Annotated in this window: 34 protein-coding genes and 1 tRNA gene; 18 read left to right on the top strand and 17 right to left on the bottom strand. The window is 36.0% G+C overall.

All coding sequences use genetic code 11. The features are described from left to right. Positions 1-29 precede the first annotated feature (29 nt). Together CYJ36_RS01260 and tatC are read left to right on the top strand one after the other, a co-directional pair. Positions 30-209: a twin-arginine translocase TatA/TatE family subunit gene (locus CYJ36_RS01260; RefSeq protein ID WP_101564048.1), complete on the top strand. Its 180-nt coding sequence runs from the start codon at positions 30-32 to the stop codon at positions 207-209. A gap of 66 nt (positions 210-275) precedes the next feature. After that, complete coding sequence (gene tatC / locus CYJ36_RS01255) at positions 276-1,031, top strand: twin-arginine translocase subunit TatC (protein ID WP_101564046.1); 756 nt, start codon at positions 276-278, stop codon at positions 1,029-1,031. Between the two features lie 36 nt (positions 1,032-1,067). On the opposite strand, the gene CYJ36_RS01250 is transcribed toward tatC, so the two are convergent. The 3 genes from CYJ36_RS01250 to CYJ36_RS01240 all read right to left on the bottom strand — a co-directional run bounded on the left by CYJ36_RS01250 (position 1,068) and on the right by CYJ36_RS01240 (position 4,184). Beyond that, positions 1,068-1,751 (bottom strand): copper homeostasis protein CutC, encoded by a 684-nt coding sequence (locus CYJ36_RS01250; protein WP_101564044.1) that lies wholly within the window; start codon positions 1,749-1,751, stop codon positions 1,068-1,070. A 64-nt stretch (positions 1,752-1,815) separates the two neighbouring features. Next, positions 1,816-2,982 (bottom strand): MalY/PatB family protein, encoded by a 1,167-nt coding sequence (locus CYJ36_RS01245; RefSeq protein WP_101564042.1) that lies wholly within the window; start codon positions 2,980-2,982, stop codon positions 1,816-1,818. Positions 2,983-3,368: 386 nt separating this feature from the next. Continuing rightward, entirely contained in the window at positions 3,369-4,184 is an 816-nt protein-coding gene (locus CYJ36_RS01240) for an STAS domain-containing protein (protein WP_101564040.1), read from the bottom strand. Between the two features lie 263 nt (positions 4,185-4,447). Between CYJ36_RS01240 and CYJ36_RS24600 the strand changes: the two genes are divergently transcribed. Then, the gene (locus tag CYJ36_RS24600) at positions 4,448-4,606 is read left to right on the top strand and encodes a YjcZ family sporulation protein (RefSeq protein ID WP_101564039.1); all 159 of its coding nucleotides are present in this window, start codon (positions 4,448-4,450) and stop codon (positions 4,604-4,606) included. Between the two features lie 747 nt (positions 4,607-5,353). Here the strand turns inward: CYJ36_RS24600 and CYJ36_RS01230 are convergent. The 6 genes from CYJ36_RS01230 to CYJ36_RS01210 form a co-directional block, all read right to left on the bottom strand. Further along, positions 5,354-5,833 (bottom strand): hypothetical protein, encoded by a 480-nt coding sequence (locus CYJ36_RS01230; RefSeq protein WP_101564037.1) that lies wholly within the window; start codon positions 5,831-5,833, stop codon positions 5,354-5,356. 75 nt (positions 5,834-5,908) lie between these two features. Beyond that, positions 5,909-6,235: a hypothetical protein gene (locus CYJ36_RS01225; protein ID WP_101564035.1), complete on the bottom strand. Its 327-nt coding sequence runs from the start codon at positions 6,233-6,235 to the stop codon at positions 5,909-5,911. Positions 6,236-6,331: 96 nt separating this feature from the next. Continuing rightward, positions 6,332-6,496 (bottom strand): hypothetical protein, encoded by a 165-nt coding sequence (locus CYJ36_RS23485; protein ID WP_180849995.1) that lies wholly within the window; start codon positions 6,494-6,496, stop codon positions 6,332-6,334. An 82-nt stretch (positions 6,497-6,578) separates the two neighbouring features. Next, positions 6,579-7,061, bottom strand: a complete 483-nt coding sequence (locus CYJ36_RS01220; RefSeq protein WP_101564033.1) for a hypothetical protein — start codon at positions 7,059-7,061, stop codon at positions 6,579-6,581. 56 nt (positions 7,062-7,117) lie between these two features. After that, positions 7,118-7,942 (bottom strand): hypothetical protein, encoded by an 825-nt coding sequence (locus CYJ36_RS01215; RefSeq protein WP_101564031.1) that lies wholly within the window; start codon positions 7,940-7,942, stop codon positions 7,118-7,120. A gap of 41 nt (positions 7,943-7,983) precedes the next feature. Next, on the bottom strand, positions 7,984-8,289 hold the full coding sequence (locus CYJ36_RS01210; protein WP_101564029.1) for a YjcQ family protein: 306 nt from the start codon (positions 8,287-8,289) through the stop codon (positions 7,984-7,986). Between the two features lie 512 nt (positions 8,290-8,801). On the opposite strand from CYJ36_RS01210, the gene CYJ36_RS01205 reads away from it, so the two are divergent. The 8 genes from CYJ36_RS01205 (at position 8,802) to CYJ36_RS01170 (ending at position 13,907) form a co-directional block, all read left to right on the top strand. Further along, a complete protein-coding gene (locus CYJ36_RS01205; protein ID WP_101564027.1) occupies positions 8,802-9,356 on the top strand; it encodes a tyrosine-type recombinase/integrase in 555 nt (184 codons plus the stop codon). Positions 9,357-10,026: 670 nt separating this feature from the next. Further along, positions 10,027-10,908, top strand: a complete 882-nt coding sequence (locus tag CYJ36_RS01200) for a hypothetical protein (RefSeq protein WP_101564025.1) — start codon at positions 10,027-10,029, stop codon at positions 10,906-10,908. Positions 10,909-11,229: 321 nt separating this feature from the next. Then, a complete protein-coding gene (locus tag CYJ36_RS01195) occupies positions 11,230-11,505 on the top strand; it encodes a hypothetical protein (RefSeq protein ID WP_101564023.1) in 276 nt (91 codons plus the stop codon). Between the two features lie 115 nt (positions 11,506-11,620). Next, entirely contained in the window at positions 11,621-11,827 is a 207-nt protein-coding gene (locus CYJ36_RS01190; protein ID WP_101564021.1) for a hypothetical protein, read from the top strand. Then, a complete protein-coding gene (locus CYJ36_RS01185; RefSeq protein ID WP_101564019.1) occupies positions 11,828-12,250 on the top strand; it encodes a hypothetical protein in 423 nt (140 codons plus the stop codon). Positions 12,251-12,419: 169 nt separating this feature from the next. Then, entirely contained in the window at positions 12,420-13,034 is a 615-nt protein-coding gene (locus CYJ36_RS01180; protein ID WP_101564018.1) for a hypothetical protein, read from the top strand. A gap of 14 nt (positions 13,035-13,048) precedes the next feature. Then, entirely contained in the window at positions 13,049-13,372 is a 324-nt protein-coding gene (locus CYJ36_RS01175) for a hypothetical protein (protein WP_101564016.1), read from the top strand. 31 nt (positions 13,373-13,403) lie between these two features. After that, complete coding sequence (locus CYJ36_RS01170) at positions 13,404-13,907, top strand: hypothetical protein (protein ID WP_101564014.1); 504 nt, start codon at positions 13,404-13,406, stop codon at positions 13,905-13,907. Positions 13,908-13,943: 36 nt separating this feature from the next. Here the strand turns inward: CYJ36_RS01170 and CYJ36_RS23480 are convergent, their stop codons facing one another. From CYJ36_RS23480 to CYJ36_RS01155, 4 genes are all read right to left on the bottom strand, one after another. Further along, positions 13,944-14,087 carry a hypothetical protein gene (locus CYJ36_RS23480; RefSeq protein WP_180849993.1) on the bottom strand — a complete coding sequence of 48 codons (144 nt, stop codon included), beginning with the start codon at positions 14,085-14,087 and terminating at the stop codon, positions 13,944-13,946. Positions 14,088-15,099: 1,012 nt separating this feature from the next. Next, complete coding sequence (locus CYJ36_RS01165; RefSeq protein WP_101564012.1) at positions 15,100-15,207, bottom strand: anti-repressor SinI family protein; 108 nt, start codon at positions 15,205-15,207, stop codon at positions 15,100-15,102. A gap of 1 nt (position 15,208) precedes the next feature. Further along, on the bottom strand, positions 15,209-16,123 hold the full coding sequence (locus tag CYJ36_RS01160) for a tyrosine-type recombinase/integrase (RefSeq protein ID WP_101564010.1): 915 nt from the start codon (positions 16,121-16,123) through the stop codon (positions 15,209-15,211). Between the two features lie 121 nt (positions 16,124-16,244). Then, a tRNA-Val gene (locus CYJ36_RS01155) sits at positions 16,245-16,316 on the bottom strand. A gap of 133 nt (positions 16,317-16,449) precedes the next feature. On the opposite strand from CYJ36_RS01155, the gene CYJ36_RS01150 reads away from it, so the two are divergent. Beyond that, entirely contained in the window at positions 16,450-17,091 is a 642-nt protein-coding gene (locus CYJ36_RS01150; RefSeq protein WP_101564008.1) for a DsbA family oxidoreductase, read from the top strand. Positions 17,092-17,462: 371 nt separating this feature from the next. On the opposite strand, the gene CYJ36_RS01145 is transcribed toward CYJ36_RS01150, so the two are convergent. From CYJ36_RS01145 to CYJ36_RS01135, 3 genes are all read right to left on the bottom strand, one after another. Further along, the gene (locus CYJ36_RS01145) at positions 17,463-19,436 is read right to left on the bottom strand and encodes a TRAP transporter permease (RefSeq protein ID WP_101564006.1); all 1,974 of its coding nucleotides are present in this window, start codon (positions 19,434-19,436) and stop codon (positions 17,463-17,465) included. Further along, entirely contained in the window at positions 19,426-19,935 is a 510-nt protein-coding gene (locus CYJ36_RS01140; protein ID WP_101564004.1) for a DUF1850 domain-containing protein, read from the bottom strand. The genes CYJ36_RS01145 and CYJ36_RS01140 overlap by 11 nt, the downstream gene beginning before the upstream one ends. Before the next feature lie 66 nt (positions 19,936-20,001). Next, complete coding sequence (locus CYJ36_RS01135; RefSeq protein WP_101564002.1) at positions 20,002-21,000, bottom strand: TAXI family TRAP transporter solute-binding subunit; 999 nt, start codon at positions 20,998-21,000, stop codon at positions 20,002-20,004. A gap of 152 nt (positions 21,001-21,152) precedes the next feature. Here CYJ36_RS01135 and CYJ36_RS01130 point away from each other — a divergent pair, with 152 nt between their 5' ends. From CYJ36_RS01130 to CYJ36_RS01115, 4 genes are all read left to right on the top strand, one after another. Next, positions 21,153-21,473, top strand: a complete 321-nt coding sequence (locus CYJ36_RS01130) for a hypothetical protein (RefSeq protein WP_101564000.1) — start codon at positions 21,153-21,155, stop codon at positions 21,471-21,473. Positions 21,474-21,622: 149 nt separating this feature from the next. Further along, complete coding sequence (locus CYJ36_RS01125; protein ID WP_374702767.1) at positions 21,623-22,045, top strand: SRPBCC family protein; 423 nt, start codon at positions 21,623-21,625, stop codon at positions 22,043-22,045. Next, a complete protein-coding gene (locus CYJ36_RS01120) occupies positions 22,045-22,413 on the top strand; it encodes an ArsR/SmtB family transcription factor (protein ID WP_101563998.1) in 369 nt (122 codons plus the stop codon). Before CYJ36_RS01125 ends, CYJ36_RS01120 begins: the two co-directional genes overlap by 1 nt. A 209-nt stretch (positions 22,414-22,622) precedes the next feature. Next, positions 22,623-23,762 carry a zinc-dependent alcohol dehydrogenase gene (locus CYJ36_RS01115; protein ID WP_101563996.1) on the top strand — a complete coding sequence of 380 codons (1,140 nt, stop codon included), beginning with the start codon at positions 22,623-22,625 and terminating at the stop codon, positions 23,760-23,762. Between the two features lie 148 nt (positions 23,763-23,910). Here CYJ36_RS01115 and CYJ36_RS01110 read toward each other — a convergent pair whose 3' ends face one another. Further along, on the bottom strand, positions 23,911-24,147 hold the full coding sequence (locus tag CYJ36_RS01110; RefSeq protein WP_257962358.1) for a WGxxGxxG family protein: 237 nt from the start codon (positions 24,145-24,147) through the stop codon (positions 23,911-23,913). 150 nt (positions 24,148-24,297) lie between these two features. Between CYJ36_RS01110 and CYJ36_RS01105 the strand changes: the two genes are divergently transcribed. Together CYJ36_RS01105 and CYJ36_RS01100 are read left to right on the top strand one after the other, a co-directional pair. After that, a complete protein-coding gene (locus tag CYJ36_RS01105) occupies positions 24,298-24,801 on the top strand; it encodes a DUF3231 family protein (RefSeq protein WP_101563994.1) in 504 nt (167 codons plus the stop codon). Between the two features lie 52 nt (positions 24,802-24,853). Further along, complete coding sequence (locus CYJ36_RS01100) at positions 24,854-25,711, top strand: manganese catalase family protein (protein WP_101563992.1); 858 nt, start codon at positions 24,854-24,856, stop codon at positions 25,709-25,711. Positions 25,712-25,754 lie beyond the last annotated feature (43 nt).

Below are 25,754 nucleotides of genomic sequence, written 5' to 3'. Positions count from 1 at the left end.
TAAAAAAAGATAATCATGGAGGGAATAACATGCTGCAAAATATAGGTGTACCTGGTTTAATTCTTATTCTAATTATTGCTCTTATTGTATTTGGACCATCTAAGCTTCCAGAGATTGGCCGTGCATTCGGGAATACGTTAAGAGAATTTAAAAGCTCAGCTAAAGACATCATGTCAGACGAAAAAGAAGATAGCGGCAGCTCTAAGTAAAAATGCCTGAAGATGTAAACTCCCAGTTTACATCTTCCTCTTATTTCTAAAAAGGGAGGCGCTTATATGAACAAGAATGAGTTATCATTTGTCAATCACCTTGGGGAATTAAGGAAACGGTTAATTTTAATTTTACTTGCTTTTATCCTATTTTTATTTGGTTCATTCATTTATGTGCAGGAAATATACGAGTGGCTTATTCGTGACCTCGATCATGACTTAGCCGTCTTAGGACCAAGTGAAATCCTTTGGGTTTATTTCATGATTTCAGGAATCATTGCAATCGCACTGACCATTCCAGTAGCAGCTTATCAAACGTGGGTATTTGTAAAACCAGCTCTAACAGAAAAGGAACGAAAAACAACATTAGCTTACATTCCTGGATTGTTTACATTGTTCATAACAGGACTATCATTTGGTTATTTTGTCGTGTATCCACTTGTTCTTAACTTTTTATTAACCTTATCTAAAGGACAATTTGAAACGATGTTTACTGCCGAAAAATATTTCAAATTCATGATAAACTTAACTCTCCCGTTTGGAGTTCTATTTGAAATACCTCTCATTGTCATGTTTCTCACCTCTATTGGTGTCATTAATCCGATGCTGCTTTCGAAAGCAAGAAAGATTTCTTATTTTTTACTTACTCTTGTTGCTATTTTCATAACTCCTCCTGATCTTATTTCGGATATATTGGTAATCGTACCGCTATTCATTTTATATGAGTTTAGTGTGACATTGTCCAAAGTCGTATATCGAAACAAAAATAAAAAACAATCTGAAAACAATTATTCCGATGAAAAAAACATCATAAACTATTAAAAAGAAGACAGGCATTTTATAAATGCCTGCCTTTTTTTATGATACTATTTCCCTGATCTCTTTTATTTTATTGGGATCAATAGGTTGGCTATAACTAGATTCAAAACGGATTCCTGTACCAAAGTGTACTTCCCGCACGTTAACTTTTTCTAAGAACCCATGCAAATTTTGAGGTGTTAACCCTGAACCTGCCATAATGGAAAGACCAGAAGCCGCCGAAAGATTTGTCAGCTGCTTGAACTCTTCTATCGCATCTATTGCTTTATGTTTGCTGCCAGATGTGAGAATTCTAGATATCTCAGGATACTTTTGAAGAACTCCTAAAGCAGTGTTAAGATGATCGACCTCATCAAACGCCCGATGAAAGGTAATATCTAACCCTTTGGATGCTTGAATTAACTTAGAAAGCTTCTCCTCATCTATTTTATTCTCATCTGTAAGAGCACCAAACACAACTCCTGCTGCACCTAATTTGCGGCAGATCTCAATATCTTCTAACATAATATTCAAGTCTGCTTCAGAATAACAAAAGCTCCGGCTATGCGGGCGAATCATCACATTCACTGGAATCATTAATTCTCTGCAGACACTTCTAATTAAGCCATAACTGGGAGTAAGCCCTCCTTCCATTAATCCAGTGACTAATTCGATTCGATTGGCACCAGCTGTTTGTGCGGTTTTTGCATCTTCAAGTGAATCTGCGATGGCTTCGATAATCAAGACCTGTCCTCCTAAATCTGTTTTATTATTATAAAAGAAAACACAAACCTGCCGTCAAAAATCGTTAGCAGGTTTCTTCTCTACCTTTTACAGCAGCTTTCATTCTAAGTAAAGCTTCAGTTAGGACCTCCCGGGGGCATGCAATGTTTATACGTTCAAACCCCTCCCCGCCATTACCGAACTTCATTCCTTCATCAAGGCGAACTCTTGCCTTTTCTAAGAAGAATTTATGCAATTCTTCAAGCGGAATTCCAAGATCACGGCAATCCAGCCAAATCAAATGGGTTGCTTCAGGTTTCACTACTTTAATAGAAGGAATATGTTCTTTTAAAAAGGAACATACATACTGCAGGTTATCTTCTAAATACCCCCTTACTTTTTGAAGCCATGGCAATCCTTTATAGTAGGCAGCAATCGTTCCTTCCACTGCAAAGGCATTTGGCCGCATTAAACCGTATCCTGTTAATAGAGCTTCATATTTTTCTTTCACATCCCGATTCGGAATAAGAAAAATAGAGCTTTGCATGCCTGCAATATTAAATGTTTTACTTGGTGCAGCACATGTAATGGAAAACTTTAAATGATTTGGATGAACAGTTGCAAATGGTATATGTTTATAGCCTGAGTAAGTTAAATCTCCATGCATTTCATCTGAAATGACAAAAACATTATGTTTCTCACAAATCTCTCCAATTTTACGCAATTCCTCACGAGTCCAAACTCTTCCTACTGGATTGTGAGGGCTGCACAAAATGAATATTTTTGTATTCGGACGTGATGCTTTTTCCTCAAAATCTTCAAAATTCATTGCATATAAACCATTTGAATAGACAAGAGAATTATTTAATATCGTGCAGCCCTGTGTTTCAATCGTAGAAAAGAACGGATAATAGACAGGATCCTGCACAATAACTGCATCACCCGGCTGCGTTAATGCTTTTATTAATAAATTGATTCCGGGTATAATCCCAGGGCTAAAAGAAATCCACTCCCGTTTTAACTCCCAATCGTACTGCGTTTTCCACCAATACTGAACAGCATCATAATAACGCTCACAAAATGTACTATAGCCATATATTCCATGCGTTGCTTTTTGAGAAATAGCATGTACGATTTCTTCTGATACCTGGAAATCCATATCAGCAATGCATAATGGAATCATATCTTGATCCTCTATGTACCATTTAACCGAATGTGTTTTTCTTCGATCAATTAATTTTTCTAGCTGCATGACTTTTTCTCCTATCTTTTAACCGCTAATGATAATTCATCAATATTATACAGGAATTAAAGAACATTTATCCTTATGGCTCTGAACTTGTTTTGAAAAAGCCGGCTGACATCTTCGGGGCTTCGTCCTTATACCTTTTAACAACCTCTAAAAAAGGCATCTAGAATTTAAAATTGAGCCAGTCGTTTGTTCAGTCAAATAACTTTGAACTTTAGGATTGTATGTAATTGCCGGTATGAAATTCGTAAAACATATTGGGGTTTCTCTCTGATTCTTACACACAAAAACCCGAACATAGGCACTTTTTCATAAGTGTCCATTATTCGGGTTATAGTTCATTAAGAGAAGGTACTTATAAATTGGTTAAATAAAATTCCAAAGTTATTTTAATCTATACTTTCTAATGCTTGTTTAACATGTGCAAATGTCTTAATAGATGACATATCGATGCCGCCATTCACGACAGTTTTAGCTAAATCAGGGCGCAGACCTGTTACAATTGTATTAATGCCCAATAGACTAAGAACGTTCTCAATTTGGTATAGATAATAGGCAATTTCTATATCGATATTATAGATGCCTGAGAAATCCGCAATAAGATATTGTGTCTGTAATTCAGCAATCTTTGGAACAACCTTTTCTAAGATATATGCTGCTCTATAAGAATCAACAGTACCAATGAGGGGAAGAACTGCAATACCATCCCGAATGGGTACAATTGGTGCTGATAATTCAGCCATTTCCCTTTGAGTCTCTTCCTTAATTTTATCCGAAAGCCGTTCAAAAGCAAAAACAGTTTCGTTAAGGCTTATATCTAGAATTGAATTTATCCGCTTAATAATAAAAGAATTTTCTTCTACGGTAAGTCCAAACTCCACACTAATTCTGGTCATAATTTCAATAAAAATGTTTCGGGTAGGTGGATAACGAACAGCAATCTCTGAAATTCTTCCTCCAGAAGCTGCTTCCCGTTCTCCATTCTTTTTACTCCACTCAATTAGGTCTTCTGGTACGATATCTTTATCATCAATAATAGATTTCCCTAAAAACCCTATTAAATCAATATACATTGAGATTGCTTGTGTTTTTTCCCATTCAGGTATTTCTGCTTTTATGCTGTGAAGAACATTTTCAACGACATCAACTGCGAGAGATTCTGTATTTTCAATTAAGTGTTTGCTAACATTCAAAATCGTGGTCATTTTTTGTCCTCACCTTTAAATAATAATACTTAATTATAACCTAATTAGAGTTACTATTTCTAATATCAGCAATTCTAATTAATAATTTCAACTATATAAGTTTCATATTGGATTGATACACATGAGATGAAATGTGTTTATTCACTTTTTACCAACCCAATCATTATTACATGCTTTGCATAGTATACAATTAGGGATTCTTATCATTGGAAATCATTTTCCAGGATTTAGTCTCCAAAAAAGGCTAAAAAGGAGTGATATAGATGTTTGGCTATGGTGGTTTTGGCGGCGGTTGCTGTGGTGGTTACGGTGGTGGCTACGGCGGTGGTTACGGCGGTGGCTACGGTGGTGGCTTCGCTTTAATTGTTGTCCTGTTTATTTTACTAATCATTATTGGTGCTAGCTTTTTAGGTCGATATTAAGAATATATTTGCCTTAAAATATGACTCCGGTATTGGACTGGAGTCATATTGTTTAAATCTGCTTGTTAATGGTTACAATTTTAATTCAATTTCCACTCTTTCTAATTAAAACCAGCTGAAGATTGGAATAACAAGGAACAAATACTTGTTCAACTCCAGGATCGTACATAAAGATATTGGAACCACAATGAACTTATATACACATTTTCTAAAAAGATGAATTCGGACGTTGAAAATTCCTTTTTAAAAGTTTGAAATTAAATTGGGCAGTCATTTGGCCGGATAAATTATTTTTAAAGAAAATAAAAGGGCTTCCCATTTTCGGGAAACCCATTTTATATAACGATTATAGGAATATGACCTGTGAGGGATTCGAACCCCCGACCCCTTCCCTGTCAAGGAACGAGAAGCCAAACCGTTATGTATCAAGTGGTTACTCTATTACTAATCCAATAGACCACTTCTTAATTTAGAATTATCTCTTTCATTGTAAAGTGGTTGGATGAAAATGTAAAGTGGTTTTGTTAAATTTATCCTATGAAGTAGTCACAAACTCACAAGTTAATATTAAAAGTCCATGTTTGCATAAATCTCTATTAACTACCTTCCATTTAGACTCCATTAAAAAAACTGATAATTCAATGCAAAAGTATCACTCGTTTTATCGTTATACTGTAAAGTAACGACTATCTGATTATCTGGTACATTAATAGCATTATTCAAATTAACGGAAAAAGATTTATTATTTTAACTTGTACGAAATTCCTTTAGTATTTCAGGAATTCCCGTTAGTAATTCTTCTTTATTATATTCCATTTTCAAACCTTTCTTTAACTTGTTATAATCTATGACAACTGTTTTAGTGAATCTTTCTGAAATGTCTTTATCAATAGCACCCTTTGTCGAAGCAAGGTCTTTAAAAGCATCTATTAAGTTTACACTAGCGTAACCGGAGTTTTTAATAATAAATTCCTCCATAAAATCAGGCTGTAAATGAGGCTTCTTATCTGTATGGCCTAACATCATCCTATTCTGTTTTAATGAATATTCCTTGACGATGCTTGCTCTTGTTATAACTATAGTGTACAACGGAGCATAAAAATTCTTATATTGTTCTAATTTCCGCTTTTTCTCTTCCTTCATTGGTTCAATAAAAAAATGTAGAACTAAAAAAGTTATTAGCGCAACTGTTGCCGAAACGAATACAGACCAGATTTTAATATCCATATTTCCCTCCTTAATTTCATAAATAAACTTATTTTCTAATAACGAAAAAACATCCCGAAGGATGCTTTATAAAGACTATTCAAATTCAGGAAGAGATTCTTCTACACGTCTTATCAACGTCTCTAAATATTGTATTTCTCTATAGACCTTTTTACGGGTTTCCTCATAACTGCTAATAAACGATTCATATGATTGTTCTAATTGTTTTACATGTTGTTCATAAAACTCATCTTGTACTTCCTGTTTATGAGGTAATCTTTCTTTGGCAGAAGTAGCGATATTAAACTTTACTTGTGTTAATTCAAAATTTAATTTTGCTTGTCGTAACCTTTCCTCTGCATTTTGTTTCTCAGTCTTAAGATCTTGTAACCATCCTTGAAGGCCTTCTTTTACACTTTGCATCCTGACTCCCCCTTTCATCTCTCTAATTCGACAAAAGGAGATATTTTCCTGCAAAATACTAGATAAAAAGCACCCCGAAGGATGCTTTGAACTTTATTACAATTCATAGATTACCAATGCCGCATAAATATCTGTATTTCCGTTATAACTAGAACTAAACTGAATCTCAAATGATTTGTCAGAGATTTCATCCAAAAAACGATTCAAATTCTCTTCAAAAGATGCAACGCTACCACTTTTAATTAATTTTACTTGTTTCATTTTTACTCTCTCCTTTCTAATCAACTAAATTATCTTCGACAACAAAAAATAATATCCTGTAATAAGTACTTCATTGTAATGCTTAATCTAACTTTATAATTTTCAGATCAGGAGTTAATAACCAGATTCCTTTATCAAAAGGATTATTTAATATATTAATGTTTTTCTTTATGAATTCAATATCATATGTCCAAGGAATAGGTGAAACTTGTCTCACTACTAAAGCAACACTTTTTCCATAGTCTTTTGTTAATTTCTTTTTAATGACCTCAATAAGAATTGGTAAAGAATCGCCTTCAAGTTGTCTCACAGTACTTCCGGTAATTTTCGACTTCGGTTGATCCTTTCTTCTCCCTAACAAATACGTAATTTCTCCTTTTAAATCTTCATGCAAGGTTATTTCTAATGCTAATTTTTCATTTGTATGAATGTCTTTACATAAAATATCTGGTGCATCAGATATTTCATATGCAATAAAATTAGTATTAAACTCAAGATTATAAGTCCTTAGAAATTTCTCTGCCGTTGCGAGTTCTATTTGTTCTTTTTCATTTTTAGGTTGCAATCTGTCTCCTCCTTTCATCTAATTCTATTCAAGAAAAAAGCATCCCTTTAGGAATGCTAAAAATTGTTCATGAAAGTATCTGCAACTGCTTGTCCCCATCTTGGATCTTGAATAACCGTATTTGTTACCTTTAAAAGTCCAGACTGACCAATTTCATATAATTTTCCCGCAAATTGCTTTAACTTACTTTGAGAAGGATCTGGTTTGTTTATTTCTTCTTGTATTTCATTTGTAATTTGCTCTACTTCCTCCAGTTTATCTTCAGATACAGTTTTTTCATTTCGAACCCTTTCCATTATTTCATTTGTGATATTTTTATAAGTAACAGTTTGTTGAATATCTTTACCCATAGCAATATTACTTCCTTGGGAAGCTGTGATTGAGCCATAGTTAAATATTTGAAGAGATGAGCTTGTAATTTCTTCTTTCCCTTCGACTTCATCTTCAATCAGATCATTAAGTCGATAAAGTAGTTCTCTTAAGCAAGGCTCTACTATTTCGTGTAACCACGAGTTAATATTACTCCATATATTTTTATTTACATAAATGTCAAACGTGAGACTGTCTAAAGATATTTTCCCTAAAGATACAGAATCGAAAATCTGTACCACATATGCTAATTGAATGTTTATATCAGTTGGCAACCTTATTTCTTCAACCCATTCTCCACCTGGGCTTTTATAATGTATTTGATCGAAATTAACCTTTATATCATACAATGGGCCAACAATAGAGTTAATAACTTGATCATTTTTAGTTATTTCAGTAAATCTTATTATTCTTGCTTTGTATGTGTTATAACCAGAGGCAAGTATATCCTTTGCTGCATCTTCAAATCTTCGGATAGATCTTTTTACATCTTTAGCTTCATAATTTCTCATAAATCTCTTCCTTTCATTTATTGCTTTTGTTTTTTAATTTTTTATGGTACTAGCTTAATCCATTCTTTTACTTCTGGTAATCCCCTATATGTTTTTAACCAAATATTATTTTCTTCCAAATAATCTAAACCCTGAAGCGTAATTTTAGCTTTATCTAAAAAAATCATTTGGACTTTATTACCTCTGCCTCCTCTGACAACACTTGCATTGGAAACTAGTTTATTAGAAATCATTAAATCAATAATATCCCCATACTGATCTTTTGAAATATCATAATCCGCAAATGTAGGATATTCACTTTTCTCCACTTCTTTTAGAATGCTAAAAATCAACTTTCTTCTATTCATAATTTAATCTCATCTCCATCGATTTGTTTAACAAACATTAACATTCGACAAAATTTCGGAAATTCCTTTATTTTACTTTCGGTTATTCGATGACAAAATAATTTCTCAAAAATGTTTAATGGGGAGTGCTCAATCTCATTTCAAAATTCAACTCTGTAGAATGTAAAATACCCCCTTGTTAACTTATGTCTCCTTCATAAAGTCCAATTGTTCCTAATAATCTGGATCAATTATCACTCTGCTGCTAAACGATAAATTCTAATTGATTTGTACTAACATATATACTGTTACTAATTTAACACTAAGATGCCTTGCCAGAAAAAGCGCAAGGTTATTATCTGAAATGTCTTATAAAAATCAAATGTAAACTATTACTCATAAGTTTACTTTCAAAATACTGATTCTATTGACTTTAGGTCTATTCAAGTGATATTGTTAATCCATCATAAAAAAGTATACATTCAAATTGTTGATTCTACTGGCGCACAAACGATATGAAAGGGTGAGGCTAGATGGCAAAGGAACATTTGATTGACGTTCAACCTATTCGATCATTAGAGAAGCTAAGGGATATGAAATGGTCATTGAAAAGACATTGCAGCGAAAGAGATTACATATTGTTCCTACTTGGCATTAATACAGGCTTGCGTGTTTCTGATCTATTGGCTTTGAGAGTAAAGGATATTAAAGGAAAGACAAGGTTAATCATCAAAGAAGGCAAGACAAAGAAGAGTAGAACAATACAGCTTAACAACGTGTCCGATGAGCTGGCATCCTACATCGATACAGTTGATAGTGACTGGTTGTTTCCTAGTCGTAAGGGTGATAAACCTATAAGTAAGATACAGGCATACAGGCAGCTTAATAAGGCGGCTGATATGGTGGATATAGAAAGCGTTGGAACACACACCATGCGTAAGACGTTCGGTTACTGGCATTATAAACAGTTCAAAGATGTTGCTGAATTACAAATGATACTCAATCATTCTCATCCATCGATAACACTAAAGTATATTGGGATTACAGATGAACAAATAGAAAACAATCTTAGCAACTTTGTCTTATAACAAGCAGCAGTGGAACAATTATATAAGTATTAAAAGTGGATCGGTCAAGATGGCCGGTTCTTTTTTTATGCCTTGTAAGTCGTAAGTACCAAATGCAGCCGTAAATAAATGTTCGTTTTAACCTCTAAATATTTAATGTTTTACGTGCTCGTATATTTACCTTTAACAGAACTATGTCTGTCAAGCTCTTCTCCTTTACACATCATCAATGTTTCTTCTCTCTCTTTCCTGCCTAAATTTTTTTAACAAAACAAAAGAATATTTTAAATTAGTGCGCTTTTGTTCGTTTATTCTCGTATTAATGGTTTATATGAAGGTTTACGCCAATTCCTTCATTTAGGCTTGTTCGAGAGCCAATTTCCTTTTGTATACAAGTTATTGAAGGGCCCAAAAAATTTCTTGGCTTTCTTACATCCTTCAATAGCTTGTTTTTTTTAATCGTTTTCCTGGAATTCTAACGTCCGAATAATTTTAAAGATATAGCTGCTAATTGATGAAAGTGATATTCATGAGATCTTAAAGGAACACTTTCATGTTCACTCGGAACCGATACTCTCGAACACTCGGAAGATTGTTATCGAGTAAACGAGCAACAAAAATCATCAATTTTTACATCTTTATTTATTAACCAATGTGTCTAACACAATATCAAAAAGGAGCTTAAGATTTCATGACTAATATAAGGAACGTTCTCAAAGTAAGAAACATACCTGAAAATCTTGTACCTCTTCAGGGAGTAAAAGGCATAGCTCGTGATCCGGATACCGGTTACACATATAAATATGAAAGTGAAATTGATATTGAACGAAAAAAGAAATTTGCAAAAATGAACAGTAATCGAAAGCAAAACAAGTTCACGAATACGAACATGGACGAGATTGATTATATTTGCCAGAGCTTAACGAATGCTCAAATAGGTTATCTAATGATCCTTCAATGTTATATCGATTATGGCGGAAAACTGATCCATAGTCAGAAGGATAAGACACCTTTAAAGACTGGTGACTTCTTAAAGATATTAGGCTTAGAAGATAAAAGGCAGACATTTTATGACTTTAAAGATAAATGTTTGGATAAAGGGATTTTGATTTATACGACCGAGGAAGAAACGTACTCCATTAATAAAAACTACATTTTCAAAGGAGCGTTTAAAGGTATGGGTGTGGTATCGGTGGTAACAAAGGACATCAAGGAAGGTTTGAAAGGGAATAAGCCTGAAGAGTTGGCGATGGTTTTCAAGTTGCAGGAGTTCGTTAATATGAGAACTATGGCATTGGTTAAAAATCCAAACGAAACGGATTTAAATAAACTAGAATTTATGAAGCAAAAAGACTTGGCAGCGGCATTAGGTGTTTCTGCTGCTTATTTATCCAGACAACTTTATCAGATAGAAATTAATGGAGAATACGTTGTTGCAAAAATAAAGGTTGGTAAAGAACCTACTAAATTTATGCTTAATCCAAATATATTCTTTCGTGGGGATTATGCAAAAGTTCAAGTAACTATAGCAGTTGATGTAGCTCCATTCTTCAAAGTCAGGAAGAAAAATTGATCTGACTCGTACATTTAGGTAGAAAAAATTGATTTGATTCGTACATTCTAAAAGTATCATCATCCTTAGAGCGGCAAGGGATTGAGTCACTTTTGGTGAGTAGATTTATTCTATTCATTATATATATAAGTACCGAAATGTCAAAGTACCGTAGCAACTATTGTACCTAATTCTTAGAAATAAAAAGTTTTAGGATGGTAAACTTGTGAACTTTCAAGTTGACCTAACCCTCGGTAGAGGAACGTTTAATATAAGACCTCGGCGGTCGGCCAGCATCCGGTCGGCTGCATATACGAATAAATTTATATTGGAGGAATTCGAATGAAGCACTTAAAAAAGAACATTTACTATTCGCGAGAAGATTTTATTCGTCATATATCTACGATAACACTTGGACGTTTCGCTTATGACGGTTCGCCAGTATCCTTTTTAGAAGTTGCAGCGTACCTAGATGTTTCTCCGGATTCTTTACGTATGAGAAAAAGGGATGCAAACGTTATGAAAACTTTAGAGGCTGCCGGAATTAAAGTAAAGAAGATTAAAGGTATTAACCACTATTATTTAACTACTGAAGAAGAAAACACTTTGATTATTTAACCGACGGTAGCCTTTCCAGAAGAATAAAGGTTAATGCTTTCTAAGGTGTGAACTAGCCCCTCCTCCTTTTTCTATGGTGAAGGCCAACACGTATTAAAAAACAGGAGGTATCCCAATGAAACAAAAAAAAGAAAAAAGCCGGAACAATAAAACAAATAAAACTCATCTTCCACTAAAAACATTCTATGCCATTGTTAAACGCGGCAAAACTGAACGAGTTTTTACTTACAAATCATCTTCCCGATTAAAAGCTAAGAAGCATCTTGAGGAAGTTACAAATAAACATGATTATGAAATAACTTACACTGGAGTGTTGGGATAAATGAGAAGAAGCAGATATTCAACGTTGGACACATTCCGGAACGATTTAAAGAAAATGGTAGAGTATGACGGATCAACTATTACCTTTGAATATATGGACAGTGTTTGCAAAGTCTACAATGAGATATATGAAGTCTGTGAAGAATACGAGGATGCACCTGTAATAGTTGAAGTGAGAGGGATCGGCAAGGTTATTAAATCAAGTGAGGATGAGGTCGAAATGGAATGGGGCAGGTTGTCTGTCGGAACTTGCTTAATCACATTCCCTTATGATGCTGATCTATCTAAATTTGAAGGTAAAACGAATTTAAGGTTTTACTTCCTTGGCAGAAAGTGGGCTTTAGACAGTCCCCTAAACGCTGCATCGTACCACAATGACGAGATATACAGCCGCTATATAAAAGGGATTAAAGCCCTTAACTAATCCATCGTGGGCGCTCCGTTAAGCGATGTTCAAATAGATTGCCGGTCATTCGTGGCCGGTTTTATTATTATTTAAAAGTTTTTTCGTTTATTTGAAATTAGTAGAGAAAAAAATCTTACGTTTTGGTATTTATGTATTATAGAGCAAAACAGAACGGAGGAACAGAAAAATGAGCTTTTTAGACGGCATTGAGATTATTGATAATTACGAAAAGAGTTCTAATGATGATTACGTGCTTCTTACGTTAATTCTTGTCACATTGGATCATCCAAACTTAAACGGTGCGGTATTTACAAAGGAAGAAGTCTTGAAGGCAAAGGCAACTATTATTGATACACCTTTGATTGTATTACCAGATGTATTAGGAACACCGTCAAGCCACTCTGAAAGCTTCCCGCGGCTCGATAAGGAAGCGTTAATAGTTGGACATCATACAGCTTCTAAAATCATCCAGAAGGACGGAAAAGAGCATCTGCAAGTAACGGCCAAATTGTATAAAAGCAGATATCCGGAATTAATAGCTTCTCTTCAACAATTGCACCTAAGCGGCCAACTATTTTGCAGCATGGAATGCAGTTATTCTTCAGAAGAGCAGACAAAAAACGGGAGAATTCTAAAAGGGATTAAGTTTATTGGAAATTGTCTAGTCAACGATCCGGCTGGACAGTATTCTACTTCGCTTGATTGGGAAGCAGCTAAAAAAGAAGAAGAAAAACTTGATTGGCTGCAACTTGCATCCGTTGAGACCAATAACTGGCTTGATGGGATAGAAAATTTAAACTAATTGGAGGAAAAGCTATGGATTATTTAAAAGGAATCGAAAACTTGGATAACGATATTGAAGTTGCAAATAACATGGATGTTAGTGAGGATTTAAGTTGGTTGGCAGCAGGAAATGAAACAAAAAGCTTTTTAGATGGAATCGAGCTTCTTGAGACTGCCGGCGCATCGATGCTTCTTCAAAGCTTTATAGATAAGGGAATTATATCAATACTCAAAAAGAAAACAGAAAATAAACAATTGAACCAGCCAGAAATGAATATTCTAAAAGAGTTTCGACAAAGTTTTCCCGATATGACTATTGAAGAGTTAGAAAAAGAAGCTCGCTCGGTACAAAAGTAACCACAAATTCATTAAAAAAGGATGATATCGTATGTTTATTAACGATGCAAAGGCCCTATCTGACGATCAAATTTTAAAAGAATTCGCGGAGCTTGTGAAAGAAAATGGAGAAGTTAAAATTAATACCGCTGATCCGGTTCAACTTTCCGATCGATGTATTAAAGATTTCACTTATCATCGAATGACTGGAAGAAAATTAACTCGACTATTAGATCGTTCTGATACTGAAATGTACCTTGAAAAGGAAAATATCAGTGTTAAGAATATTTCTGGTTATATGGAATTTTCTTTTGAATCAGGGAAAAAACAAAATGAGCAAAAAGTAATAAATCAGTTTATTAGTTTAGTGAAACAGAATAAGAAAATTACTCTTTATCCTTCACATCCAAGCTCTTCACCGTTAGTCTCTGATCTTATGAAGAAAAACAGCTTAGATGACATATCATTCGGATTCTTGCTTGAAGAGTATCGCGACTTAATAAGAAAAGATATTTACCTTATTGAACGCAATGGCATTCGGAGATATTCCATCTAATAAAATTATTGAAGGTGTCCTTTTAGGGCATCTTTTTTAATTTGATTTCAGCCTCACATATGAATATCCTTTTTGTTGATTTATGTATCTGACCAATTGCCTCGCAAAAATATCTCTTAAATCTTCTTCACCTTCACCTATAAATTCGTGTTTAAAATGGACGACTTTTTTATTTGCCATTTGAATCCCTCCATAGATATTGGAAGTAGTATTGTATTAGCTATCTCAACTTTAGCCTCCGCTTGCAAGCGACACTCTTGCTAAAGTTTATGCTAGACATATTCCAAATATGCACAGGGTGAATTTTTGATACTTAATAACTTTCCCTTCTTACAGATCACCACCTTTTTTATATCAAGCAACTGGAAGTATCCTTAAGCCTTATTCCTTGGCAGAGGCATACAGTAATCAAAATATAACTGTACTCCTTGCAGTTGGCCCAGCGCGGTATGGTTATATTATAAGCCGGTACAAGGCATGTGTGAGCGTTACGTGGCATGTATATGCCTTTATCAGAAAGAAGCAACAAAGAACATCCCCTTTTTAGCAATTGCTTAATAACCACTTGCCAATAACTTATAAATTACTGGCCTATTCCGTATGTTTAACAATAATTTTTCAACTATTTTTGGAAGGTTATACTTGACTTGTTCTTTTTGGTTTTTGCTTAATTGGTTGAGGGATTGGAAACGGTTGGACAAAGTTGGCTACCTAAGTTTGCAATAAAAAAAATAATGCAACAAAGATAGGCAACTTGATTCTTAATTGTATATCGGTATGGTATCCGTATGTATCAAATCTGTTTATTGTGAGATTGTTCATCTCAACAAGCCTACTGTTTCAGATAGCCCTGACAGTTGTATGTGGCTTGTCCTACGAGTATATATACTCCTATCCTTCCTTCGATCAGCGTTTAAAGGTGGCTTTCACCTTTCAGATACGGAATGAAACAGATAACATTCTTTGTATCCTATCCCCTTTTATGTGCATTGGCAGGGCAGACCTGACGTAATTTATTAACTTGTGCTTAACGGCAGCTCACAAGGGAACTCCCTAAAAAAGACAATAGGAAACTAGACCTTGCATAAACGAGTTTTTTTCGTAAAATGAAGGCAGGGAAATTCCATATTAAGTTATGGGATAATAAGGTGATTTATTGGAGGTAAGGTGTTCGAGCACCCTACCTCATTTTTTATTTTTTCAGGTGGTTATTTAGAAACTCTTTTACTTCCTCAATGGTTATTCCTAATTCTTTGGCTTGAGTAATAAGTTGCAACCACTCATAATCTAGTTTTTTCATGTTATATCTCCAAGTTATTTAGAGGATTGAATTTGTCGTTCTGTTCTTTCAAATCATTTCCCCACATGGCTGCGTAAGTTTGAGTTACTGCTATTGATGAATGTCGCATTAGCCTTTGAATTGCAAAGGTACTCATACCTGCATGGATACACCTCTGGCAAAAACTATGCCTAAACGTGTGAGCCGAAAGTCGAACATCACGAAAGTTCATTATTTTAGCCAATCTTTTAAACATACATTTAACCGCATTTGGAGTTAATTCTTTATTCTCTCTATCCGTAAATACATAAGGAATTTGTTCATTAGAAAAGAATTGTTCACAATAAATCTTGTAAGCAGATAATTCTTTAATAACTTTTTCAGCAACTGGCATAGTTTCACGTTTACGATTCTTGCCGAATACGGATAATGTTTGATTCTGAAAGTCTATATCAGTCCATTTCATAGAAGTTAATTCCGATAATCTGATTCCAGTCCCTAAAAGGGTAACGATAATAGTATGATCACGATAAGCCCAAAAGGCTTTTTCACGTTGTTTAATTCTACGGTAGTAATTGAGCATTTGTTTGATATGGTAATCAGTAAATACATCAATTCTTACATCTTCTTTTGCTTTTTGAATTTTGTTAGCAGGATTCTTATCGATAACTTCAATCTCAATCATATAATTGAAGAAAACTCGAATACGCTGTAACTTTGAATTGGTAGAAGAAGCGTTATTCCCCTTTTTCTGATAATGGTGAATAAACTTTTTGACAATATTGGGGGTAACATCTTGAACATTTACAACTTCATTTTCAATGCAAAAATCTAAGAATTGAATGAGCATGATTTTGTAATTAGTCAACGTATTAGGGGTAACATTTTTAAACTCTCTGTCTTCTAAAAATTCTTGTAAACCAAACTTTAATAACATAAAAAAACCACCTCACTGAAATTAGTGAAGTGGTTTATCGGTGTTGTAACAGTTTCTAGCACGACCACTATATTTTACATTGTAGTGAAAGTGCCTTGAACCCTTGATACAACTCGCTTTATGACCTGTGAGGGATTCGAACCCCCGACCCCTTCCCTGTCAAGGAAGTGCTCTCCCACTGAGCTAACAAGTCGCAGTATGTAAGTGTTGCTGACAAACTCTATTATATGAGGCTCTGAGGTCAAAGTCAACAAAATTCTTCGAGCTCACCAACTGTTCTTTTTGTCTGGTAAAATAGGCTTATCATATGCCCTGGAGGATTCAAGATGTTTGTAAAAATTAAAGTTTATTCGGATTATGTATGTCCGTTTTGTTTTATTGGAGAAGCACCACTTAAAGAGGCCATTAAGGGCAAGGATGTTGAAGTGGAATGGATGCCATTTGAGCTTCGGCCACAAGGTACTGAGCCATTGTCTCCGCAAAGCAGCTACATTAAACAAGCTTGGGAGCAGTCAGTAAAACCGCTTTCTGCACGTTTTGGCGTGGAAATGGATATGCCGTTTCACTTAGATCCTGTACCTGCAACTCATTTGACGCATGAAGGCTTTCAATTTGCAAAAGATCATGGAAAAGCTGATGAATATGTAGATGCTGCCTTTAAAGCATATTGGCAAAAAGGGCTAGATGTTGGAAATATAGATGTCCTAACTGCGCTTGCTGAAGAAATCGGCTTAGACTCAGAAGCATTTGCAAAATCATTACGTGACCGAACGTATCAAATCATTCACCGTGACGCCATTAAACATGCCTATCAAGATGCTCAGATTCAAGCGGTTCCTACATTTATTATCGGAGATCAAGTTTTTCAAGGATTAAACTCAAAAGAAACGTTTGAGCAGATTTTGAAGGATCAAGTTGTGAAGAAAAAACCTTTCATTGGTGACAGCTGTTCTGCGGATAGCTGCTAAGAGAGATATCAAACTGAGAAAGAATAGGTATTAGCTGTTCTTTCTTAATTTAGTTTTTCACAGCCAACTTAACTGACAGATTTATTTCCTCTTTAAACAATCCACTGCTATCAATCTTCAATAATTCTTCTCTTAAATGTTCTTCAAATGATTTAGCACTTTCTACTAAAAATCGTTTAGATCCATAAAAAGCAGAGTCCAATCATGTATAGTTATGAGAATCTAGATAGGTGAAAAGAAACAAATACAAAATCACCATATCGGCTTTCTTATGGTACTCTTCTATGGAGTCTCAGGGACAAAAAAGAGCATGAAATAAATATACTTTTCATGCTCAGTCTCAGGTTAAGTTATGGTTATGAACTTGCCTGTTATACCTGCTGCGCTATTTTTTGACCTTTATCTCTATCTCGATTATTAAAGAATTGGGCAGCGTACAAGCCTGCAAACATAACTAAACCAAAAATATCAGATATTCCTTCTGGATAGATTAACAGCAATCCTGCAACGATAGCCAGTACTCGTTCAATCCAGTTCATAGTTCTCATCCAATAGCCTATAATTCCAGCTCCGATTGCAATCATGCCGGTCACTGCTGTAAACACAACCCAGATGACTTCTGGAATTGTCGTGTCTATTAGAAGCATTTCAGGTGAAAGGACAAAAATGTACGGGATAATAAATGCTGCGATTGCGAGCTTCGACGATTGGATCCCTGTACGAATCGGTTCTCCTCCTGATACGCCAGCAGCTGCAAATGCTGCAAGTGCAACTGGCGGCGTAATATCTGCTATAATTCCAAAATAGAAAACAAAGAGATGTGCGGCTAAATCAGGATATCCCATAAAAATGATAACAGGTGCAGCAATGGTTGATGTGATGACATAGTTTGCTGTTGTTGGCGAACCCATCCCAAGAATCAGAGACGCGATCATCGTGAAAATAAGGGTAGGAATAATGTAGCCTTGTGCCAGATCGATTAGCCCGTTCGCAAGCGTCAAGCCAAGACCTGTTTTTGTGACGATTCCAACAATAATTCCGGCTGCTGCGGTTGCTGCAGCTACAGATAAAGCTGTTCTTGCCCCATCTACTAATGCTAAAATGATAGCTTTTGGACCCATTCTTGTTTCTTTATTGATAAAGCCTGCAACAATCGCAATTAAAATAGAGTAAAGTGCAGCATGCATGACTGGAATTCCTGTCATAAGCAAGACGATAATTGCTATAATGGGCAGCAATAGATAAATCTTCTTTGCTACTTCTTTACGGTTAGGCATTTCTTCTTCAGTTAAACCACGTAAACCTAATCGTTTTGCTTCAAAATGTGTCATGATCCAGATCCCTGTGAAGTAAAGGATTGCCGGGATTGCTGCAGCTTTTGCAATATCCCAGTATGTAATGCCATTCCCAATAAACTCGACCATCAAGAAAGCGGCTGCTCCCATAATTGGGGGCATTAATTGGCCTCCTGTAGAAGATGCTGCTTCGACAGCACCGGCGAATTCCTTTTTATATCCCAATTTTTTCATCATTGGAATGGTAAATGCTCCCGAAGTTACAACGTTCGCAACTGAGCTTCCGCTGATCGTTCCTTGCAGGGCACTTGAAAAAATGGCAACTTTTGCCGGACCGCCTATCCTTTTCCCGGCGATTACGGCTGATAAATCATTAAAATATTGGCCAACCCCTGTTTGAATCAAAAAAGAGCCGAATAAAAGAAATAAAAAGATAAATGTTGCTGAAACCCCAATCGGTGTTCCTAGTATACCTTCAGTTGTGAAAAACATGGTTTGAACCAATCTCTCAAGACTCAGTCCGCCATGCTGAAGAAATCCTGGCATATATTGTCCAAAAATTCCGTAAAGCATAAAAATGACTGCAATAATTGTAATCGGCAGACCAACCGCTCTTCTTGTTGCTTCAAGAACGAGCAGAATGGCTATAACTCCTACTGCAAAATCAGTTGTCGTCAAGATTCCTACACGCATGGCGATATCTTCTATAAATAGCGGCCAATATGCACCAACGACAATACTGAGAAGAGCTAGCACAATATCATACCAGCCAACTTGCCACTTGCCGGTTTCCTTCTTTTTCTTACTTAAAGGAAATAATAGAAATATTAGCGCAAGTGCAAATCCTAAATGGACGGATCGCTGAATCTGAGCTGTAAACACAGAAAAAATAGCTGTGTACAATTGAAAAAGGGAAAATGAAAGCAAACCAAGAAAGGCAATCCACCCCATTATCCCTGTCAGCTTTCTCGTTGCAGCTTCAGGATCATACTTTTCGAGAATTTCCTGCTGTTCTTCAAGTGATAAAAACTTTACTTCTTCATCCTTCATTCATTTTCACTCCTCTCAAAAGCTGAAAAAGATTCATGGTTTCATAGCTGATTCTGACCCATGTTCCGGGTTTTATGAATGTTTTTAATTCATATTCCTTGCCCATGTATACTGCCCGATGATTAGCAACGACCTGTCCTATGCTAAGGTCAATAAAAGGAAACGTCCGATTCATATTAGAAATGATGTACCTCCCATTTTCCCTTTCAAAAACCTCATCTCCCTCAGGACCAGAAGGCATCCCCACAGCAAAGGTATCATAAGAAAGTTCGATTTGTTTAATTTGCTTATTCGAAAGCTCATACGTTTCAATCACTTCTGTTAAATGAATAGAATGAGTGTAATTTATTTGAAAAGTATCCTCTTCCTCTACAGAAAGATAAGCTAAAAGATTACGTGTGTCTTCGTAATGAAAAGCAACGGTCTCTTTAAAAGGGATAAAAAAAATTATGATGAGTGCGAAGAAAAGGATGAGTCCATATACCTTCCATTTGTTCATCCAATTTCCCTCCAAAATGAATAAGCGATAGACCGCAGATTTTCCTGCGGTCTATCCGTCAGCCAATTATTTCAGAACGCCTTTTTCTTTAAAGTATTTCTCTGCACCAGGATGCAGCTTTAAGTCACCGATTCCTTCCAGTGCTGTTTCAGCTTTGATAAGTTTGCCTTTTGCATGTGCAATTTTATCTGTGTTTTCAAAAATTGATTTTGTAATGTCGTATACAAGATCTTCTGCAAGCTCATCTTGAACAACAAGCATTGCTTTAACAGCAACTGTGTTTACATCCTCACCAATTTTGTACGTGCCGCTTGGAACAACATCTTCAGAGTAGAAAGGATATTTTTCGATCAGCTCTTTCACTTTGTCTGCTTCAAGCGGAACTACGACTACTTCGTTTTGAGCAGAAAGTGTTTCTACAGCAGCTGTCGGCGTTCCCGCTGTTACAAATGCAGCATCAATGCTTCCACCTTGAATCCCTTCAGTAGACTCATCAAATGACAGGTTTTGAGCTTGAATATCTTCTACTGTCAAACCATGCACCTCAAGCACTTGAGTTGCATTTAAGTAAGCACCTGAACCGATTGCTCCAACCGAAACCTTTTTGCCTTTCAGATCTTCTACCGATTTAATTCCGCTTTTTTCAGTGGTTATTAATTGAACAGTCTCGTTATATAAAGTACCAAGACCCAGGACGTTATCAATCTTATTATCTTTAAACATACTTTCTCCGTTTAAAGCATAAGTCGCGATATCCGTTTGCGAGAAAGCAATTTCTGCGTCACCGCTTTTTAATGTTTGCATGTTTTCTACGGAAGCTCCTGAAGATTGAACAGTGGCTTTATAATCCGTGTTATCGGAAATGATATCTCCAAATGATCCGCCAAGAGGGTAATAAGTACCACCCGTTCCGCCAGTTAAAATCCGCAGCGTTTTTGGCTTAGAATCTCCGGAATCTCCGGAACCTCCGCCTGAGCCTGTCGTCGCCTCTTTTTCTCCACATGCAGAAATGATCATGGCAAGGACAAGCATCATCACAACAAATAAGCTTTTACGTATTTTCACTAGTAAATTTCCCCCTCTTTGTCATTTAATTGTAATATAACCACTTTCTAATATTACCATATGTTTGAAGTTAGTTGTCAATCTATTCTTAAAATTTGAATAATATTCATTTTAATGCATAATGTAACTATTATTTTTAAAGGAGTTTTTCTATGAAACAAGTAATAAAAGCGGCTCTATTATTCATATGGTCTCTCATAATTGTTTGGATATCAGTATTTTTTGATGGTAAAGAATTAAATTCAGGGGAAGAATTAAAAGAGGCACTTCCATTTTATATTGGATTTCCGGTTCCTTTTTTAGAGCTTACATCTTCAACTATTGATCCTCCGCTTCCATTTACATATAATCGGCAATGCTGTGTAAGTATGTTTCATGAAGATCTGTACTGGCAGGGTGTAGCGGTGACCTTTTTGGCAAGTTTCATTCTTTTTGAAATTGCCAAGTATCTATTTATTAAGTATAGGAATTAAAATGGCCCGCTCAACTAGATGATATGAGGGTTCATAATCGTTTAATAGGATGCTCAAATTGGCATGAATTCGTGTTTTACTATTGACGTAGAACCAAATGGTGTTATATTATTAAAATGAAACTAAATGGTGTTATAAGGAGAATGATTATGAACCAAAATACATTGCAGGATATTAAACAAACAGTTGTATACAATGCCCCAATTGAAAAAGTATGGAATTCAGTTTCTACTTCAGAAGGTATCGCAGCCTGGTTTATGCCAAATGATTTTAAGCCGGAAATGGGCTATGAGTTTCATTTACAATCGCCATTCGGGCCTTCCCCATGCAAGGTAATTGAACTAGTTCCCCCGCATCGTCTGTCATTTGAGTGGGACACAGAGGGCTGGTTTGTAACTTTTATTTTAAAGGAACTGGACGGAAAAACTGAGTTCACCCTCATCCATGGCGGTTGGAAAGAGGCAGATACGATCCTTCCAAAAGCAAATGAGAAAAGTTCTATTATCCGCGGCCGTATGGATCACGGCTGGACTCAAATTGTTGGAAATCTTCGAAAGATTGTTGAAATGTAGTGTCTTCAGCACAAAAGCATGATGTATTTCAGGCAATCGCTGATCCAACCCGAAGAGAAGTTTTACGATTGCTTGCAGAAAAAGAAATGCCGATTTCTGAAATAACGAGTCATTTTCCTATGACACGTACAGCTATAGCAAAACATCTGCATATTCTCTCAGAAGCTGAACTCGTCAGCGGAAGAAAAGAAGGAAGAGAAAAGCGCTATCGCCTGCACCCTGAACCTTTGTCAGAATTAAAAGAATGGCTTTCCTATTACGAGCGATTTTGGAATAACAAGCTATCGATGCTTAAACATTTGGTGGAAGAGCCTGATAAAAACGGCTTGAAGATGATTCAAACTGATAATGAGATGAATAATAAGTAACAGGTATAAGAACACCGCTCATTCATATAGGAGCGGTGTTCTTTATTGCAATTAAATAGATATTTTTCAAAAAAAATATCAAATACTGAACTAGACCCTTTCATTTTGAAAATATAACCATTCAAAAGTCTCATTTTTTAAATAATTACTTTTATTTCTTTCTGCTTCGGGTATATGAAAAGCATCACAAATTCTAGGAGGCTAATTAAATGAAAGCCGTAACTTTTCAGGGAATGAAGAACATGGAAGTGAAAGAAGTTCCAGATGCCGTACTTCAAAAGAAGGATGATATTATTGTCCGGATTACTTCTACAGCTATTTGCGGTTCAGACTTACATATTTATCAGGGAGCATTGCCTGCAGACAAAGACTATGTTGTCGGCCATGAACCAATGGGAATTGTGGAAGAAGTTGGGCCAGAAGTAACAAAGGTAAAGAAAGGCGACAGAGTTGTCATTCCATTTAACATCTCTTGCGGCAGCTGTTATTATTGCAAGCACGATTTGGAAAGCCAATGTGATAATTCGAACCCAAACCCGGAAATTGACACCGGCGGTTATTTCGGATTTACAGAACGTTATGGGAACCATCCAGGCGGACAGGCTGAATACCTAAGAGTTCCTTTTGGAAATTTCATGCCGTTTGTCATTCCAGAATCTGTTGAGTTTGAAGATGAAGCGCTTCTGTTTATGTCTGATGTGCTGCCGACAGCATATTGGAGTATTGAAAATGCAGGAGTAAAAAGTGATGACACTGTTGTTGTGCTTGGCTGCGGTCCTGTTGGCTTAATGGCGCAAAAGTTCGCGTGGATGAAAGGGGCAAAACGCGTTATCGCTGTTGATAATCTTCCATATAGACTGGAACGCGCTAAGAGAATGAACAATGTTGAGATTATAAATTTTGATGATTTTAAAGATACAGGTTCTCATATAAAAGAGCTCACAAGCGGTGGTGCAGATGCCGTAATTGATTGTGTCGGAATGGACGGTAAGAAAACAGCTCTTGAAGAAATTGGACAAAAGCTGAAACTTCAGGGCGGAACGCTGAGCCCTTTTGAAATTGCGATGAATTCCGTCAGAAAGTTTGGCACGATCCAGCTGACAGGAGTATATGGATCAAAATATAACATGTTCCCCCTTGGCAATATCTTTGAAAGAAACATCAATCTTAAAATGGGACAGGCACCGGTTATTCACTACATGCCCATGCTGTTTGACATGATTACAGCAGGAAAATTGGATCCAACCGAAATTGTCTCTCACAGAGTACCTTTAAGCAAGGCAAGTGAAGCCTATAAAATCTTTAATGATCATGAAGATGAGTGTGTGAAGGTGGTTTTGAAGCCTTAATAAAGCGGGGAAGAGCCTGAACTATAATTTTCCAGGCTTCTTTTTCGTTCTCTCTCTTGTTTCAATTTTAAATTAATCCTTAACCCCAATTTACCTGAACATGCCAAAAAAACATGCCGCAAGTATGCGGCATGTTTTTTCATTGCTATTACCTAGTATCTCTATCTTTTCTTCTAAGGCCTAACAGTCCAGCTAAACCTAATAAACCAACCCAGCCAAAATCCATATTATCATCTTCTGCGGCTGCTGTTGTGCCTGTGTTAACATTTCTAGTGCCTATATTATCGTCTCTGCCATTGTTGTTATTTTCCGCATGGACGTTAACACCAGACACCATAACTGCAAAAATGAATGAAAATATCATCAACATTGCATTTTTCTTCAAGATAATCCCTCCTTTTTGTATCAGTTCATTGTTAGTATCTTCTAAAGAAAACATTTTATTCTTCATTTTTTACATATAAGCTGTATTAATATAGTTATCCTGTACAAACTAGGTTATGTAGTTTTTAAATATGGAATGGAGTGATAAAATTTGGGTATTCTCAGCGGTAATCCGACAGATGAACCGATGCATTATGGAGAGGTATTTGGAGTATGGAGCGCATTATCAGCGGCAAAAGCATCCCATGCAGGCTACCAAGTTTACTATAATCACACTGGCGATTCAGACTTAAAAAAATTCATTGATCAAATGATTAAAAATTGTATAGAGCCTTCAATTGAAGAACTTGAAGCTCTTTTGAAAAAGAGTGAGGTCGGCTTGCCTCCTACTCCTCCAGAAAGACCAAATGCAAAATTGGAAGAAATCCCTGTTGGAGCGCGAATTTCAGATCCTGAAGTTGCAATGAGTATTTCTAAAGATATCGCTCAGGGACTTGTGGCAGACAGTACAATGATTGGACAGTCCATACGTGAGGATATTGCCTTGTTATTTACTCAGCATCATGCTAAAAAAGTTCAATTTGGCGGAAAAATCCTGCAATTGAACAAAGAAAAAGGATGGTTAATTCCTCCTCCTTTGCATCTGGATAAATAAATAAAACAGAGGCAGTAATTTAATTACTGCCTCTGTTATTAAGGAGCCTTAGATGTATTTTTATAAAGAAGACTTAATTAATATGATTGTCCCTGACAAACCAGATCCCGCTGCTGCAAAAGTATTACAGGAAACATTAGGCGGACAATTTGGAGAAATGCGGACGATGATGCAGTATTCCTTTCAAAGTGCAAACTTTAGAGGGAAAGATAAACAGTATCGTGATTTAATCAGAGGTGTTTTTCTTGAAGAAATCAGTCATGTGGAACTTGTTCAAACAACTATTAATCAGCTATTAAATGAATCCGGCGAGGTAAATGATGCAGGGAACTCTGGTCCTGATCAAGCCCCCCTAGAGGACACTGTTAAACACGCTAACCCGCATCATTATATTATGGGAGCACAAAGTTCATTGCCTGTCGATGCAGGCGGAAATCCCTGGAACGGATCATGGGTTTACAGCCATGGAAATTTAATCAGTGATTTGCTGAATAACATCATTCTCGAATCTACTGGAGTGCTTCAAAAATCAAGAATTTATGAAATGAGCTCGAATAAAACATTCAGAGAAACTCTTGCCTTCTTAATTGTTCGTGACAACGCTCATCAAAATGCGTTTGCCAAAGCACTTGAAACATTAGGAGTAAACTGGGGGAAGATTTTCCCGATTCCAAATTACGACATAAATAAGTATCCTGAGTGCCGGAAGTATGTTGAAATGGGTTTTCATAATGCCCAGTTTAATTTCCGCTTGGATACAACGCGCATCGGCGAGATATTCAATGGCGAATCACCGAGCCGAAACAGCGGCGAATTAATGATATCAGATCCTCCACAAGGATATCCAATCCCTGACTTGCCGGTAATGCCAAATGAGCATAGCCCTGGTTTAAATGACCTGAATCAATAGTCGTTGTGGAATTTTTCTGTTCCCTTTTAATAAGATTCAATGA

Source organism: Bacillus sp. UMB0893 (assembly GCF_002858905.1).
Lineage (GTDB): Bacteria > Bacillota > Bacilli > Bacillales > Bacillaceae > Bacillus_P.
This window is presented reverse-complemented; position numbering and strand designations above follow the sequence as displayed.